General features: G+C 67.8%; 16 protein-coding genes. 3 read left to right on the top strand and 13 right to left on the bottom strand.

Annotated elements, in window-relative coordinates:
- Positions 1–55: 55 nt before the first annotated feature.
- Together ftsH and rlmE are read right to left on the bottom strand one after the other, a co-directional pair.
- Positions 56–2,002 carry an ATP-dependent zinc metalloprotease FtsH gene (ftsH, locus tag AC6CHL_RS10305; RefSeq protein WP_038689135.1) on the bottom strand — a complete coding sequence of 649 codons (1,947 nt, stop codon included), beginning with the start codon at positions 2,000–2,002 and terminating at the stop codon, positions 56–58.
- Between the two features lie 53 nt (positions 2,003–2,055).
- Positions 2,056–2,688: a 23S rRNA (uridine(2552)-2'-O)-methyltransferase RlmE gene (rlmE, locus tag AC6CHL_RS10300; protein WP_038689137.1), complete on the bottom strand. Its 633-nt coding sequence runs from the start codon at positions 2,686–2,688 to the stop codon at positions 2,056–2,058.
- A 65-nt stretch (positions 2,689–2,753) separates the two neighbouring features.
- On the opposite strand from rlmE, the gene yhbY reads away from it, so the two are divergent.
- Entirely contained in the window at positions 2,754–3,059 is a 306-nt protein-coding gene (gene yhbY, locus AC6CHL_RS10295) for a ribosome assembly RNA-binding protein YhbY (protein ID WP_038689139.1), read from the top strand.
- A 13-nt stretch (positions 3,060–3,072) separates the two neighbouring features.
- Entirely contained in the window at positions 3,073–3,447 is a 375-nt protein-coding gene (locus tag AC6CHL_RS10290) for an Mth938-like domain-containing protein (RefSeq protein WP_137189133.1), read from the top strand.
- Positions 3,448–3,833: 386 nt separating this feature from the next.
- Here AC6CHL_RS10290 and AC6CHL_RS10285 read toward each other — a convergent pair whose 3' ends face one another.
- Genes AC6CHL_RS10285 through surE form a run of 4 tightly spaced genes read right to left on the bottom strand, consistent with a single transcriptional unit; the run spans position 3,834 to position 6,700 of the window.
- The gene (locus AC6CHL_RS10285) at positions 3,834–4,616 is read right to left on the bottom strand and encodes a peptidoglycan DD-metalloendopeptidase family protein (RefSeq protein WP_038689143.1); all 783 of its coding nucleotides are present in this window, start codon (positions 4,614–4,616) and stop codon (positions 3,834–3,836) included.
- Positions 4,613–5,227 (bottom strand): YqaA family protein, encoded by a 615-nt coding sequence (locus tag AC6CHL_RS10280; RefSeq protein WP_038689145.1) that lies wholly within the window; start codon positions 5,225–5,227, stop codon positions 4,613–4,615. Before AC6CHL_RS10280 ends, AC6CHL_RS10285 begins: the two co-directional genes overlap by 4 nt.
- 19 nt (positions 5,228–5,246) lie before the next feature.
- On the bottom strand, positions 5,247–5,924 hold the full coding sequence (locus tag AC6CHL_RS10275) for a protein-L-isoaspartate(D-aspartate) O-methyltransferase (RefSeq protein WP_038689147.1): 678 nt from the start codon (positions 5,922–5,924) through the stop codon (positions 5,247–5,249).
- On the bottom strand, positions 5,921–6,700 hold the full coding sequence (surE, locus tag AC6CHL_RS10270) for a 5'/3'-nucleotidase SurE (RefSeq protein ID WP_038689150.1): 780 nt from the start codon (positions 6,698–6,700) through the stop codon (positions 5,921–5,923). The genes AC6CHL_RS10275 and surE overlap by 4 nt, the downstream gene beginning before the upstream one ends.
- A gap of 187 nt (positions 6,701–6,887) precedes the next feature.
- Between surE and AC6CHL_RS10265 the strand changes: the two genes are divergently transcribed.
- The gene (locus AC6CHL_RS10265; RefSeq protein ID WP_038689151.1) at positions 6,888–7,427 is read left to right on the top strand and encodes a Smr/MutS family protein; all 540 of its coding nucleotides are present in this window, start codon (positions 6,888–6,890) and stop codon (positions 7,425–7,427) included.
- Between the two features lie 256 nt (positions 7,428–7,683).
- On the opposite strand, the gene truD is transcribed toward AC6CHL_RS10265, so the two are convergent.
- From truD to pyrG, 7 genes are all read right to left on the bottom strand, one after another.
- The gene (gene truD, locus AC6CHL_RS10260; protein WP_498294296.1) at positions 7,684–8,721 is read right to left on the bottom strand and encodes a tRNA pseudouridine(13) synthase TruD; all 1,038 of its coding nucleotides are present in this window, start codon (positions 8,719–8,721) and stop codon (positions 7,684–7,686) included.
- The gene (gene ispF, locus AC6CHL_RS10255) at positions 8,718–9,215 is read right to left on the bottom strand and encodes a 2-C-methyl-D-erythritol 2,4-cyclodiphosphate synthase (RefSeq protein ID WP_038689156.1); all 498 of its coding nucleotides are present in this window, start codon (positions 9,213–9,215) and stop codon (positions 8,718–8,720) included. The genes truD and ispF overlap by 4 nt, the downstream gene beginning before the upstream one ends.
- 35 nt (positions 9,216–9,250) lie before the next feature.
- Entirely contained in the window at positions 9,251–9,949 is a 699-nt protein-coding gene (gene ispD, locus AC6CHL_RS10250) for a 2-C-methyl-D-erythritol 4-phosphate cytidylyltransferase (RefSeq protein ID WP_498294377.1), read from the bottom strand.
- Positions 9,946–10,293, bottom strand: coding sequence for a cell division protein FtsB (gene ftsB, locus AC6CHL_RS10245; RefSeq protein WP_038689160.1), 348 nt, complete (start codon positions 10,291–10,293; stop codon positions 9,946–9,948). The genes ispD and ftsB overlap by 4 nt, the downstream gene beginning before the upstream one ends.
- Before the next feature lie 4 nt (positions 10,294–10,297).
- On the bottom strand, positions 10,298–11,590 hold the full coding sequence (gene eno / locus AC6CHL_RS10240) for a phosphopyruvate hydratase (RefSeq protein ID WP_038689162.1): 1,293 nt from the start codon (positions 11,588–11,590) through the stop codon (positions 10,298–10,300).
- A gap of 128 nt (positions 11,591–11,718) precedes the next feature.
- Entirely contained in the window at positions 11,719–12,063 is a 345-nt protein-coding gene (locus tag AC6CHL_RS10235; protein WP_498294295.1) for a hypothetical protein, read from the bottom strand.
- Between the two features lie 37 nt (positions 12,064–12,100).
- Positions 12,101–13,759, bottom strand: coding sequence for a CTP synthase (gene pyrG, locus AC6CHL_RS10230; RefSeq protein ID WP_498294294.1), 1,659 nt, complete (start codon positions 13,757–13,759; stop codon positions 12,101–12,103).
- Positions 13,760–13,940 lie beyond the last annotated feature (181 nt).

The following is a 13,940-nucleotide window of genomic DNA, read 5'->3' as shown; positions in this document are numbered from 1 at the left end:
CGGAAACGACGAAGGCCGGGTTGCCCCGGCCTTCGTCATTCACATCACTGCCTGCTTACAGCTGCTCGGCAGGACCGGCGATCGGCGGCACCGGACGGGCGTCGCCGCCCTTGTCGTTGTTGCTGCCGTTGCCACCGTCCTTGTTGGACTTTTCCCAGCCCATCGGCGGCGGCGGATCGCGACCTTCCATGACCGCATCGATCTGCGGCACGTCGATCGTCTCGTACTGCAGCAGCAGCTGCGACATGGTGTGCAGCTTGTCGAGGTTGGCGGTCAGCAGCTCGGTGGTCCGGGCGTAGGCCTTGTCCAGGATGCTGCGCACCACTTCATCGATGCGGCGCGCGGTGTCGTCGGAGACGCTCTTGTGCTGGGTCACCGAACGGCCCAGGAACACTTCATCGTCTTCCTCGCCGTAGGCGATCGGACCCAGCTCGTCGGACAGGCCCCACTTGGTAACCATGTTGCGGGCCATCTTGGTGGCGCGCTCGATGTCGTTGGACGCGCCGGTGGTGACCTTGTCGGTACCGAAAATCAGCTCTTCGGCCACACGACCGCCGTACAGCGAGCACAGCTGCGATTCGATCGCCACGCGGTTCATCGAGTACTTGTCGCCTTCCGGCAGGTACATGGTCACGCCCAGCGCGCGACCGCGCGGGATGATGGTGACCTTGTAGACCGGATCATGCTCGGGCACCAGGCGGCCGACGATGGCATGGCCGGCTTCGTGGTAGGCGGTGAGCGTCTTTTCTTCTTCGCTCATCGCCATCGAACGGCGCTCGGCACCCATCAGGATCTTGTCGCGGGCACGGTCGAAGTGGTCCATGCGGACTTCCTTCTCGCCACCACGCGCGGCGAACAGCGCCGCCTCGTTGCACAGGTTGGCCAGGTCCGCACCGGAGAAGCCCGGGGTACCGCGCGCGATCACCATCGGCTCGACGTCGTCGGCCAGCGGCAGCTTGCGCATGTGCACCTTGAGGATCTGCTCGCGGCCGCGCACGTCGGCCAGGCCCACCACGACCTGGCGGTCGAAGCGACCCGGACGCAGCAGCGCCGGATCCAGCACGTCGGGACGGTTGGTGGCGGCGATGACGATCACGCCCTCGCCTCCCTCGAAGCCGTCCATCTCGACCAGCAGCTGGTTCAGGGTCTGCTCGCGTTCGTCATGACCGCCGCCCAGGCCGGCACCACGGTGGCGACCAACGGCGTCGATTTCATCGATGAAGATGATGCACGGCGCCTGCTTCTTGGCCTGCTCGAACATGTCGCGGACGCGGCTGGCGCCGACGCCGACGAACATTTCCACGAAATCCGAACCGGAGATCGAGAAGAACGGGACCTTGGCCTCGCCGGCGATGGCGCGGGCCAGCAGGGTCTTGCCGGTACCGGGCGGACCGACCATCAGCACGCCGCGCGGGATCTTGCCGCCCAGCTTGGTGAACTTGGTCGGGTCGCGCAGGAAGTCGACCAGTTCGCCGACTTCTTCCTTGGCTTCGTCGCAGCCGGCGACGTCGGCGAAGGTGACCTTGATCTGGTCCTCGCCCTGCAGCTTGGCGCGCGACTTGCCGAAGGACATGGCGCCCTTGGAGCCGCCACCGCCGCCCTGCATCTGCCGCATGATGAACAACCAGAAGCCGATGATCAGGATCACCGGGAGGAAGTTCATCAAGATGGCGCCCAGCGAGATGCCGCTGGACGGCTCTTCCTGGACGATTTCCACGTTCTTGCCGCGCAGCACGTTGATCAGGTCACGATCGTAGGGCGCGGTGATGGTGGCCGACTGGCCGCCACGGGTGGTGTAGGAAAGCTGGCTGGTGCCGCCGCGCACGTCACCGGCAAAGGTGACCTTCTGTACGTTGCCGCTGTCCACCTGGTCCAGGAACTGCGAATAGGTCGCGCCCTGGGCTCCCGCGCCGCTGCTCTTGGGCGAGAAGCTCTGGAAGACCACCATCAGCACCACGGCGACGACCACCCATAGCAGGAGGTTCTTGGTCAAGTCGTTCATCCTCATTGGCTCCGGTGTTCCTCTAATTCCTGACGCGATTCGTATGGTTGAGCTTACTTGATCTGCGCGCGTTTGCCCTGCCCCAAGGCATACACCTCGGGAGAGCGCTTGCGGGACGCTTCCGGCTTGCGGATGGCGACCTTGTCGTACCGGCGGCGCATCTCGCGCACGTAGTCGTCAAAGCCCACGCCCTGGAACAGCTTGATCAGGAACGCACCACCCGGCTTGAGATGGTTGTCGGCAAATTCCAACGCCAACTCCGCCAGGTGCATCATCCGCGGCTGGTCGACCGCGTCCATGCCACTTTTATTGGGGGCCATATCCGACAGAACAAGGTCTACCGGCTGATCCCCCAGCATCGCTTCAAACTCCGATAGGACGGTTTGCTCCCTGAAGTCTCCGTGAAGGAACTCCACGCCGGCCAGCGGCGGCATCTCCAGGATGTCCAGGGCCAGCACCCGGCCGGTGTCGCCGATCTGCCGGCGCACCTGCTGGGACCAGCCGCCCGGGGCCGCGCCCAGGTCGACCACCACCATGTGCGGCTTCAGCAACCGGTCACGCGCGAGCAGCTCCTCCAGCTTGTAAGCGGCGCGCGAGCGCATGCCCTCTGCCTGCGCCTTCTTCACGAAGGGGTCGGAAAAGTGTTCTTTCAACCAGCGTTGACTGCTCTTGCTGCGCGATACCATTGGTAATAGGGCCGGAACGGGTGGTCATGATACCCTGATCGCCCCAGTTAACCGCTTGTTCCTGAATGTCTATTGCCCTGACCTCTGCCCAGACCCGCTTCCTCCGCGGCCATGCCCATGATCTGAAAGCCCTGCTGCAGATCGGCGGCAAGGGGGTCACGCCGGCCTTCCTGGCCGAACTGGAGGAAGTTCTGGAACGCCATGAACTGATCAAGGTGAAGGTGGCCGCCGAAGACCGCGATGCCCGTGACGCCATGATCGCCGAACTGACCACCGCCTCTGGCGCCGCGCTGGTGCAGCGCATCGGCCATGTGGCCGTGCTGTACCGCCCGAGCAAGGAAATGCGCCAGATCGTGCTGCCGCGCGGCTGATCCGGACCCCACGATGCAACTGAGTCACGAACTGCCCGATTACGCCTACGCCCTGCGCGCCGCCGATGGCCGCACCGCGAAGGTGAATGACCGCACCCTGGCCAGCAGCTTCGTGCTGACCCCGGAAACGCTGATCGAGGCGTGGCCGGTGGCCAATATTGCCGAACTGACCCCCGAGCACCTGCAGCCGGTGCTGGCGCTGAATCCGGCGCTGGTGGTCCTGGGCACGGGCGAAACCCAGGTGTTCCCGCCGGCCGCCGTGATGGCCGCCTGCCTGACCCGTGGCATCGGCCTGGAAGTGATGAACAACCCGGCGGCGGCCCGGACCTTCAACATCCTGGCCGGCGAAGGCCGCAAGGTGGCGGCGGCGTTCATCCTGACCGGCTGAAACCGGCGATTTTCGTTCAGGAAAGGCCGCCGCGAGCGGCCTTTTTTGTGCCTATGGCCCCGGCCCGGATGTTGAGCCACCCCATGGGTGGGTACGCGGGTGCGGAAGGGCCTGCATGTTCGACCCCGCAGCGACGCATGGCGTCGCTCTACCCGGTCGCGGAATACCCGGTAGAGCCCACCGTTGGTCGGCTACACGGAATGCCCGGTAGAGCCGACCGTTGGTCGGCTGCACGGAATGCCCGGTAGAGCCGACCGTCGGTCGGCTGCGCGGAATCCCCGGTAGAGCCGACCGTTGGTCGGCTGCACGGAATACCCGGTAGAGCCGACCGTCGGTCGGCTGCGCGGAAATACCCGGTAGAGCCGACCGTTGGTCGGCTGCTCCGATTACCGCGGCGGCAGGTACAGCAGCGGGTCGACCGGCTTGCCGTTGTAACGGATCTCGAAGTGGAGCATGTCGCGGGTGGTGCCGGTACGGCCCATCTCGGCAATCTGCTCGCCCGCCTTCACGCTTTGGCCCTCGTTGACCAGGCGCTTGCGGTTGTGGCCATAGGCCGACAGCCACTGGTCGCTGTGCTTGATGATGATCAGTTCACCGAAGCCGACCAGGCCGGCACCGGAATACACCACCACGCCCTGCGCCGTGGCGCGGACCGGCTGGCCGCTGCTGCCGGCAATGTCCACGCCCTGCTTGGTGACGTCGGCCCCCACGAACCTGCCCACCAATGCCCCATCGGCCGGCCAGCGCCAGCTGATGTTGCTCTTGATGGCGGTGGTCGGCGACGGCGTCGGCGTGGCCACCGGGGTGGTCGTGCCGGGACGCGGCGCGGTCACCACCGTGGTCGGCGCCCGACCCGGTGCGCCGCCACCCGGATACAGCTTGAGGGTCTGCCCCGGATAGATCGTGTACGGCTCGGACAGCCCGTTCCAGGCGGCCAAATCGCGCGGGGTGATGTTGTGGATGCGCGCCAGCGCATACAGGGTGTCGCCCTTGCGGATCACCGCGGTCTGGCCCGGCTTGGCCACCGACGCCTGCGGCGTGGTGTGCACGGTGCCGCCCCGGCCGCCAGCCGGCTTCACCACCGTCGCGGTACCGCACGCGCCCAGCGTGGCCACCGCCAGCAGCAGCGCCGTGGCGCGCATTCCCTTGTTCAACCGATCAGCACTCATGCGAACTTCGACCTCCAGACAAGCCAGGCGACCAGCGCCACGACCAGCACGGTCGCGATCCAGCCCAGCGGTTCAATCCAACGCCGCAGCGCAGCTTCCGCGCGCGGTCCACCAATACGGATCACCGCGGCCAGCACGAACACGCGCTTGCCCCGGCCGATCAACATGCTCAGGAAGTACTGCGGCAACGGCACGCCGACGATACCCGATGCCCATGTGAAGACCTTCATCGGGATCGGCATGAAGCCGCCCAGCACCAGGAAGGTGAACACCGCCCACGGCGACTCGGCCATCTTGGCCTGCACCACCGCGATGCCGCTCTCGATGCTGGTCAACATGCCCAGCGCGGCGAACACCGGCTTGAGCACTTCAAAGGCGTAATGCCCCAACGCGTAGCCGACCAGTGCACCGGCCATCGAGCCGGACAGGCTCAGGGTGGCAAACCACCAGCCGCGCTTGGGCTGGGCCACGCACATCGGAGCCAGCATCACCTCGGGCATCACCGGGAAGATGATGGCCTCGATGAAGCTGAGCACGGTGAGATAGGTCGGGGCGCGCTCGTGCGCGGCCCACTTCATCGCCCGCTCGTACAGCGGACCAAAGATCTTCATGACGTAACGCTCCTGGGAATCAATCCAGCATGCCAGACAGCAACGGCACGAACGTGACCGGTGCCAGTACCTGCTGTTCAATGCTGCCGTCATCGCGACGGGTCAACTGCACCAGCGACTGCGCACCGGGGCCACCCACCGGGGCCACCAGGCGGCCGCCCACGGCCAGCTGTTCAACCAGCGCATCCACCAGCGCCGGTGCCGCGGCGGTCACCACGATCGCATCGAAGGGACCGTGCTCGGCCCAGCCGGCGCGGCCATCGTCGTGCTTGGTGCGGATGTTCATGCCCAGCGCCCGGAAGCGCTTGCGCGCCTGCCGCAACAGGTCGCCGATGCGCTCCACGGTGTAGACCTCCAGCCCTACCGCGCCCAGCACCGCGGCCTGGTAACCCGAGCCGGTGCCGACTTCCAGCACGGTCTTCGGTGCGCATTTCAGCACCGCTTCGGTCATGCGGGCCACCACCCACGGCTGGGAGATGGTCTGGCCGTGGCCGATCGGCAGCGCGGTGTCTTCGTAGGCACGTGAGGCCAGCGCTTCGTCGATGAACAGATGTCGGGGCACCACGCGGATGGCATTGAGCGTGTCTTCGTCGGCGATGCCGGCCTCGCGCAGGCGCTCGACCAGCCGGTCGCGCACGCGCTGGGAGGTCATGCCGATGCCGACCGCTTCGGGCTGCAGGCGCAGGCGCGGGCTCATGCGGGCTGGTCCAGCGCGGCAGTCAGCCCACCTACCCAACTGGCCACCTTCTCCAGTGCCTGGTAACGGGTGAGGTCGACCTGGATCGGGGTGATCGAAATGAAGCCGTTGCGTACCGCGTGGAAATCGGTGCCGGGGCCGGAGTCCTGTTCGCGCCCGGCCGGGCCGATCCAGAACACCTCGTTGCCGCGCGGATCGCGCTGGGCGATGCAGCCTTCGGCACGGTGCCGGTTGCCCAGGCGGGTGACCTCGAAGCCGCGGATCTCGCTCCAGGGCAGGTCCGGCACGTTGACGTTGAGGATGGTGTCGGCGGGCAGCGGGTCGGCCTTGAGCCGGGTCACGATCTCCACCGCGGCGCGCGCGGCGGTCTCGAAGTTGCGCGGCTCGTGGTTGCGCGTCACCAGCGACATGGCCACTGCCGGCAGGCCCAGGAACCGCCCTTCCATCGCCGCCGACACGGTGCCGGAGTAGATGACGTCGTCGCCCAGGTTGGCGGCGTTGTTGATGCCCGACACCACGATGTCCGGCTCGTACTCGAGCACGCCGGTCAGTGCCAGGTGCACGCAGTCGGTCGGGGTGCCGGCCACCGAACAGGTGTAGTGGTCGATGCGCTTGAGCCGGATCGGCAGGTCCAGGGTGAGCGAATTGCTGGCACCGGAGCGGTCACGGTCCGGGGCGAACACCGTCACTTCATGACCGGCGTCACGCAATACCGACGCAAGCATCTTGATACCGGGGGCGTCGACACCGTCGTCGTTGCTGACCAGGATCCGCATCTGCGATTTAACCGCTTGATTTTTCAAGACTTCGATTCCATCACTTTCCAGCGTTGGCGGGGCCGGCGCGTCCCCAGATGGGGCGGGTCGACCGCGCAAGTGCGTCAGCTATTGTGCCGCAAGCGGGCAGATCGTCCTACCCCGGAAACCGTAGGCAGCTGCCCTCGCCTGGCATTACGCTGTACGCATGTCACATCCTGAAGACGAAGACCCCGCCGCGCTGTTCCGTTCGGCCATCGGCGAGGTCAAACCCCTGCGCAAGCCCGCGGCGGCGCCGCCGCCCACGCCCAAGCCGAAACCGCGCGCGCGCATGGCCGAACGCGACGACCAGGAGGCCCGCGGCGAGTTCGCGCGGCTGCTGCGCGACAGCAGCCCGCTGGAAGCCGGCGACACCGCCAGCTACCGCCGCGACAACCTGCCGGCGCGCATGTTCCAGCGGCTCAAGCGTGGCCAGTATTCGGTGCAGGACGAGCTGGACCTGCACGGCGCCACGGTGGCGCAGGCCGAAACCCTGCTGCGCCAGTTCCTGCTGGAAGCGCATGCGCACGAGCATGGCTGCGTGCGCATCATCCACGGCAAGGGCCTGCAGTCCGACGGCGGCGCGCCGGTGCTGAAGAACCTGGTCGACCGCCTGCTGCGCCAGCGCAACGACGTGCTGGCCTTCCATTCGGCGCCGGCCGGCCAAGGCGGTACCGGCGCGGTGCTGGTGCTGCTGAGCAACCGATAACGCCCACCACGCAGCGCACATCGGTAGAGCCGACCGTTGGTCGGCTGCATTTCGGTCCTGCGCGTGGATTTGGCGCGCAGAGCCGACCGTTGGTCGGCTGCATTTCGTTCCGGCGCGTGGATCCGGCGCGTAGAGCCGACCGTTGGTCGGCTGCGTTTCGTTCCGGCATCGGGAAACCACGCACCGCGCCAAGCCGACCAACGGTCGGCTCTACCTGGGTGTGGGTCTGGCCGACCGTTGGTCGGCGGCATTCAGTTCAGGCGTCGGGCTGGCTGGCGTCTTCCACCGGCCCAAGCTCGTGCAGCACTGCAGTGGCATAGCAGCCCGGCGGCAGCGCGAAGCTCAGTTCCAGCACGTCCGGCTGCAGCCACTGGTGCTGCAGCATCGCCGGGCGCAGGCGCAGCGCGCGGCGCTCCTGCTTCAGGCGCGCCCCTTCCAGCCCGGCGCGCAACGCCAGCGACTGCTCGTCGCTGACCGCGGCCAGTTCCAGCGCCGCGGCTGCTTCACTGCTGCGCAGCTCGCCTTCACCCCACAACGGGCCGCTGGGATGGATGTCGAACCGCGCCAGGCGGTCGGCCAGCAGGTCGGTGAACGGCTCGGGGCCAAACACGCTGCGGCTGCCGTCCAGCATCCACACTTCGCCGTCCAGCGGGGCGTCCCAGTTGCCCTGCGCCACGCGCTCGGCGAGCACCTGGTTGAACAGCGCCGAACGCGCCGCCGACAGCAGCAGCGAGCGCTGGTCCGGGCGCATCCGGCGCCCGCCGAACATCGCCAGCGCGGCCGGCACGTTGCCACCATCGCGGCCGAAGCGCTGCTCGCCGAACCAGTTCGGCAGGCCGCGCGCAGCGATCAACGACAACCGCTCGTCAATCGCCGCCGCATCGCCCTGCACGTCACGCAACACCAGCTTGAAGCGGTTGCCGGCCAGCGCACCGCGCTGCAGCTTGCGGTTGTGCCACGTGGATTCGACCACCTCGATTTCATCGGAGGCCAGCAGCGCCGGGTCCGGCGCGATCCGCTTGGGCAGGTGCACGCTGAAACGCTGCGTGGTGACCGCATGGCGATCCTTCATGCCGGCGTAGCTGACCGCCATGTCCGGCAGCCCGGCCCAGCGTGCAAGCACCTTGGCCACGTGCACGGTATTGGCGCCGCGCTTGCGGAGGGTGAGCAGCAGGTGCTCGCCCTCCCCGCTCGGCTCGAACGCGGGCAGCTCGTCCACCTGGAAATCGTCGGGAGTGGTGCGGATCTTCGCGGTCAGCAACGGCGCGCCGAACGCCAGCGGCAGCGCGATCACAGCGCCACCAGCAGCACGACGGCCTGGGCGGCAATGCCTTCACCGCGCCCGGTGAAGCCCAGCTTCTCCGAGGTGGTGGCCTTCACGCTCACGCAGTCCAGCGCCACGCCGAGCACGCTGGCGATGCGCTCGCGCATGGCCGCCGCGTGCGGGCCCACCTTGGGCCGCTCGCAGATCACGGTGATGTCGGTGTTGCCGACCTGCCAGCCGCGTTCGCGCAGCAGACCGTTGCAATGGTCGAGCAGGTGCGCGCTGTCGGCTCCCTTCCAGCGCATGTCGGTCGGCGGGAAGTGCACGCCGATGTCGCCGAGAGACAGCGCGCCCAGCATCGCATCGCACAGCGCATGCAGAATCACATCGCCGTCGCTGTGGGCCAGCACGCCGCAGCTGTGCGGCACGCGGATACCGCCCAGCATCACGTGGTCGCCCTCGCCAAAGGCGTGGACGTCGTAGCCCTGTCCGATGCGGACCGGCGGGAATGGTGCGGTGTTCATGGCAAAAACCTGCAGTTGTGGCGACGCGCGCGGACTCAGTACCCGCGACGCGCCAGCTCGAATTCAAATCGGGACAGATCGGCCGGGGTGGTGACCTTGAAGTTGTCCTCACTGCCTTCCACCAGCAACGGGCGCAGCCCCTGCCGCTCCATCGCCATGGCGTCGTCAGTGACCTCCACGCCGGCGTCGGCCGCCTCCTGCAGGGCCCGTGCCAGCTGGTGGCGGCGGAACAGCTGCGGGGTCAGCGCGCGCCACAGGCGGGCACGCGGCTCGGTGGCATCGATGCCGCCGTCGTCGCCGGCACGCTTGAGGGTGTCGCGCACCGGCGCGGCCAGGATCGCCCCGACCGGGTCATTGCGCCCCACTTCCAGCAGCCGGCCGAGGTCGGCGGCCGCCAGGTTGGGTCGTGCGGCGTCATGCACCAGCACGAAATCATCGGCCCGCACGCTGTCGGGCAAGGCCTGCAGCCCCGCCAGCACCGATGCGGCGCGGGTGGCACCGCCGATGCAGGTCAGGATCGGCTTGTCGGCCAGCGTCTGCCAGCCCGGCCAGTCGGTGTCGCCGTCGGCGACCACCACCATCACCCCGGCCACGACCGGGTGCGACAGCAGGGCCTCCAGGGTATGGGCCAGCAGCACCCGATCGCCCGCGACCAGGTACTGCTTGGGGGTCTCCCCGCCGAAGCGGGTGCCGCGACCGGCCGCGGGCACCACCGCCCAGACCGTACCCATCAGGGCACGTCCTGGTGCGGGGCGTCAGGGTCGACGGCCACCGGCGCGCGCGCGGGCGCAACCGGGGCATCTTCCACCACGCGGTAGAACTTCTCGCCCGGCTTGATCATGCCCAGCTCGCTGCGTGCCCGCTCTTCGATGGCGGCCTGGCCTTCCTTGAGGTCCTTGACCTCGGCGGCCAGCGCGTCATTGCGCTGTTGCAGACCGGCGTTGTCGCGCTTCTGGTTGTCGACCTGGGCTTCCAGGGTCATCACTTCACCTGAATTGCCCGGGCCGAACCAGAAACGGTACTGCAGCCACGCCAGCAACAGCGCCAGCAGCAGCAACATCCAACGCCAGTTGCGCATGGGATCAGCGCTTCAGCGACACGAACGCATCACGGCCGGCGTAGCGCGCACCCGCACCCAGCGCTTCTTCGATGCGAAGCAGCTGGTTGTACTTGGCCACGCGGTCGCTGCGGCACAGCGAGCCGGTCTTGATCTGGGTGGCGGTGGTGGCCACGGCGATGTCGGCGATGGTGGTGTCTTCGGTTTCGCCCGAACGGTGCGAGACCACGGCCGCGTAGTTGGCCGCGTCCGCCATGGCGATCGCTTCCAGGGTCTCGGTCAGGGTGCCGATCTGGTTGACCTTGATCAGGATGGCGTTGGCGGTGCCCGAGGCGATGCCTTCCTTGAAGATCTTCGGGTTGGTCACGAACAGGTCGTCGCCGACCAGCTGCACCTTGCTGCCGATGCGGTCGGTGAGCAGCTTCCAGCCCGCCCAGTCGTTCTCGGCCAGGCCGTCTTCGATGGTGATGATCGGGTACTGCGCGGCCCAGTCGGCCAGGAAGTCGACGAACTGCTCGGAGGTCAGGCGCTTGTTCTCGCCCACCAGGTTGTACTTGCCGTTTTCGTAGAACTCGGTGGACGCCACGTCCAGGCCCAGCATCACGTCTTCACCGGCGGTGTAGCCAGCCTTGCCGATCGCTTCGAGGATGGTATCCAGCGCTTCGACGTTGCTGCGGAAGTCCGGCGCGAAGCCACCTTCGTCGCCCACGGCGGTGCTCAGGCCATGGCCCTTGAGCACGGACTTGAGCGAATGGAAGATTTCGGTGCCGGCGCGCAGCGCTTCGGAGAACGAGGTGAAGCCGACCGGCAGCACCATGAACTCCTGGAAGTCGACGTTGTTGTCGGCATGCGCGCCGCCGTTGATGATGTTCATCATCGGCACCGGCAGCGACGGGGTGACGCCGGTCTTGGCGGCCAGGTACTGCCACAGCGCCTGCTTGTTGGCGGCGGCAGCGGCGTGCGCGGTGGCCATGGACACGGCCAGCAGCGCATTGGCGCCCAGGCGGCCCTTGTTCTCGGTGCCGTCGAGGTCGATCAGGCGACGGTCCAGGCCTTCCTGGTCGGCCGCGTCATAGCCCTTCAGCGCGTTGGCGATGGTGGTGTTGACGTTGGCCACGGCGTTGCGCACGCCCTTGCCCAGGTAACGGGTCTTGTCGCCGTCACGCAGCTCCACCGCTTCCTTGCTGCCGGTCGAGGCGCCCGACGGAACCGCGGCGCGGCCGAACGAACCGTCCTCGAGGATGACATCGGCTTCCAGCGTGGGGTTGCCACGGCTGTCGAGGATTTCACGGGCGTGGATGCTGCGGATCGTGGTCATGGTGGGCCGGTTACCAGTCAGGAAGGGGAAACGCCAAAAAAGGAGCGCTGAAAAAGCTGCCGCGTGATTATCGCCATCCACCTGCCGCTTGCCAAATCGGCGTGCGGGCGGGCCGCGGCGACAGCGGCCTAGAACAGCGCCGGTACCAGCAGCGCCACCAGCAGCAGCGCCGTCAACACCAGCGCACACACGCCCCCGGCCGGTTGCCGGCGCAGGCGCATGGCCAGGACGCTGGCGACCACGCCGCCCATCAGCAGGCCGACGCCCAGCGCCAGGGTGAAATACAGGTACGGGGCGACGCCTTGCAGGGCATGGCTGCCATCGCCCGGCATGCCCATGCTGGTCATCACCAGCACCACCAGCATGAAGGTGCAGGCCCAGGCGCCGATCGACAGCAGCAGCGCGGCCCAGCCCCAGGGCCAGGCGCGCCAGCGGCGGCGCACGTTCTGCGCCGCCTTTGTGTCTGGGCTCATGCCGGCCGCCCGGCAGGGCGACCGGTGCGCAGCGCGATCAGGCGCCCGCGCCCAGCGGGGCGCCGGCCTTGCGCTCACGCGCGGCACGGATGAAGCCGATGAACAGCGGGTGGCCATCGCGCGGGGTGGACAGGAACTCCGGGTGGGCCTGGCACGCCAGGAACCACGGGTGCTGGTCGCGCGACAGTTCCACCACTTCCACCAGGGTGTCGTCCATCGACTTGCCGGCGATCACCAGGCCGGCGTCTTCCAGCTGGGTGCGGTAGCGGTTGTTGAACTCGTAGCGGTGGCGGTGGCGCTCGGACACCACGTCCTTGCCGTACAGCTCGCGGGCCAGGGTGCCCGGCTTCAGGCGTTGCTCCTGCAGGCCCAGGCGCATGGTGCCGCCGAGGTCGCTCTTGTCGTCACGCTTTTCCACATCGCCGGTGGCGGTGCGCCATTCGGTGATCAGGCCGATCACCGGGTTCGGCGACTGGCGATCGTTCTCGGTGCTGTTGGCGCCTTCCAGGCCGGCCACGTGGCGGGCGAAATCGACCACCGCGGCCTGCATGCCGTAGCAGATGCCGAAGTACGGCACCTGCTGCTCGCGGGCGAACTGCGAGGTCAGCACCTTGCCTTCGAAGCCGCGGTCGCCGAAGCCGCCCGGCACCAGGATGCCGTCGACGTCCTTCAGCGCGCCCATGTCGCTGCCTTCCAGGTCCTGGGCTTCCAGCCACTTCAGGTTGACCTTGGTGCGCTGGCGCAGGCCGCCGTGCTTGAGCGCTTCACCGACCGACTTGTAGGCGTCCTGGTGATCGACGTACTTGCCGACCACCGCGATGGTGACCTCGTCCAGCGGGTGCAGGGTGGCGTCCACCGCCGCTTCCCACTCGTGCAGGTCGGCCGGGCCGGCCTTGTCGCCGAGCTTGAACTGGTTGATGACGATGTCATCCAGGCCCTGGGCGTGCAGGCCCATCGGGATGCGGTACAGCACGTCCACGTCCGGCACGCTGATCACCGCGCGCTCGGAGACGTTGGTGAACTGGGCGATCTTGCGGCGCTCCGAGTCCGGCACCACCTGCTCGGAACGGCACAGCAGCACGTCCGGCTGGATGCCGATCGAGCGCAGCTCCTTGACCGAGTGCTGGGTGGGCTTGGTCTTCAGCTCGCCGGCGGCGGCGATGTACGGCACCAGGGTCAGGTGCATGAACAGCGCCTTTTCCGGGCCACGCTCGGTGCGCACCTGGCGGATCGCCTCCAGGAACGGCAGCGACTCGATGTCGCCCACGGTGCCGCCGATCTCGACCAGGGCCACGTCGAAGCCTTCGGTGGCCTCGTCCATGCAGCGGCGGATCTCGTCGGTGATGTGCGGGATGACCTGCACGGTGGCGCCCAGGTAGTCGCCGCGGCGCTCCTTGCGGATCACGTTCTCGTAGATGCGGCCGGTGGTGACCGAATTCTTGCGGCTCAGGCGGGTACGCACGAAGCGCTCGTAATGGCCCAGGTCCAGGTCGGTCTCGGCGCCGTCGTCGGTGACGTAGACCTCGCCGTGCTGGAACGGGCTCATGGTGCCCGGATCGACGTTGATGTACGGGTCGAGCTTCATCATCGTGACGGTGAGGCCACGGGCTTCAAGGATGGAGGCAAGTGACGCGGCGGCAATGCCTTTGCCGAGCGAGGACACTACGCCGCCGGTTACGAAGATCAAGGGAGTCATGGCTGGGGGTGTCCTGTCAGGAAGGGGGAGACGGCGCCGACGCGCAGGGCGGCGGACGACGTGAAGGGGAAAGGGGGGCGGATCCGGTCGGCCGGGGCGGTGGACGCACGCGCCGGGGACGGGATCGGGGAGGCAGCGCGGGGACCGGTCGGCGAGGTCGGGGTGGCCGTGCCGGTCGCCG

The organism is Stenotrophomonas sp. GQ19, from assembly GCF_059758695.1.
This window is presented reverse-complemented; position numbering and strand designations above follow the sequence as displayed.

Excerpts from the sequence above, each read along its gene's own strand:
- ftsH (WP_038689135.1), bottom strand. The coding sequence starts at position 2,002 with ATGAACGACTTGACCAAGAACCTCCTGCTATGGGTGGTCGTCGCCGTG.
- rlmE (WP_038689137.1), bottom strand. The coding sequence starts at position 2,688 with ATGGTATCGCGCAGCAAGAGCAGTCAACGCTGGTTGAAAGAACACTTT.
- yhbY (WP_038689139.1), top strand. The coding sequence starts at position 2,754 with ATGTCTATTGCCCTGACCTCTGCCCAGACCCGCTTCCTCCGCGGCCAT.
- AC6CHL_RS10290 (WP_137189133.1), top strand. The coding sequence starts at position 3,073 with ATGCAACTGAGTCACGAACTGCCCGATTACGCCTACGCCCTGCGCGCC.
- AC6CHL_RS10285 (WP_038689143.1), bottom strand. The coding sequence starts at position 4,616 with ATGAGTGCTGATCGGTTGAACAAGGGAATGCGCGCCACGGCGCTGCTG.
- AC6CHL_RS10280 (WP_038689145.1), bottom strand. The coding sequence starts at position 5,227 with ATGAAGATCTTTGGTCCGCTGTACGAGCGGGCGATGAAGTGGGCCGCG.
- AC6CHL_RS10275 (WP_038689147.1), bottom strand. The coding sequence starts at position 5,924 with ATGAGCCCGCGCCTGCGCCTGCAGCCCGAAGCGGTCGGCATCGGCATG.
- surE (WP_038689150.1), bottom strand. The coding sequence starts at position 6,700 with ATGCGGATCCTGGTCAGCAACGACGACGGTGTCGACGCCCCCGGTATC.
- AC6CHL_RS10265 (WP_038689151.1), top strand. The coding sequence starts at position 6,888 with ATGTCACATCCTGAAGACGAAGACCCCGCCGCGCTGTTCCGTTCGGCC.
- ispF (WP_038689156.1), bottom strand. The coding sequence starts at position 9,215 with ATGAACACCGCACCATTCCCGCCGGTCCGCATCGGACAGGGCTACGAC.
- ftsB (WP_038689160.1), bottom strand. The coding sequence starts at position 10,293 with ATGCGCAACTGGCGTTGGATGTTGCTGCTGCTGGCGCTGTTGCTGGCG.
- eno (WP_038689162.1), bottom strand. The coding sequence starts at position 11,590 with ATGACCACGATCCGCAGCATCCACGCCCGTGAAATCCTCGACAGCCGT.
- AC6CHL_RS10235 (WP_498294295.1), bottom strand. The coding sequence starts at position 12,063 with ATGAGCCCAGACACAAAGGCGGCGCAGAACGTGCGCCGCCGCTGGCGC.
- pyrG (WP_498294294.1), bottom strand. The coding sequence starts at position 13,759 with ATGACTCCCTTGATCTTCGTAACCGGCGGCGTAGTGTCCTCGCTCGGC.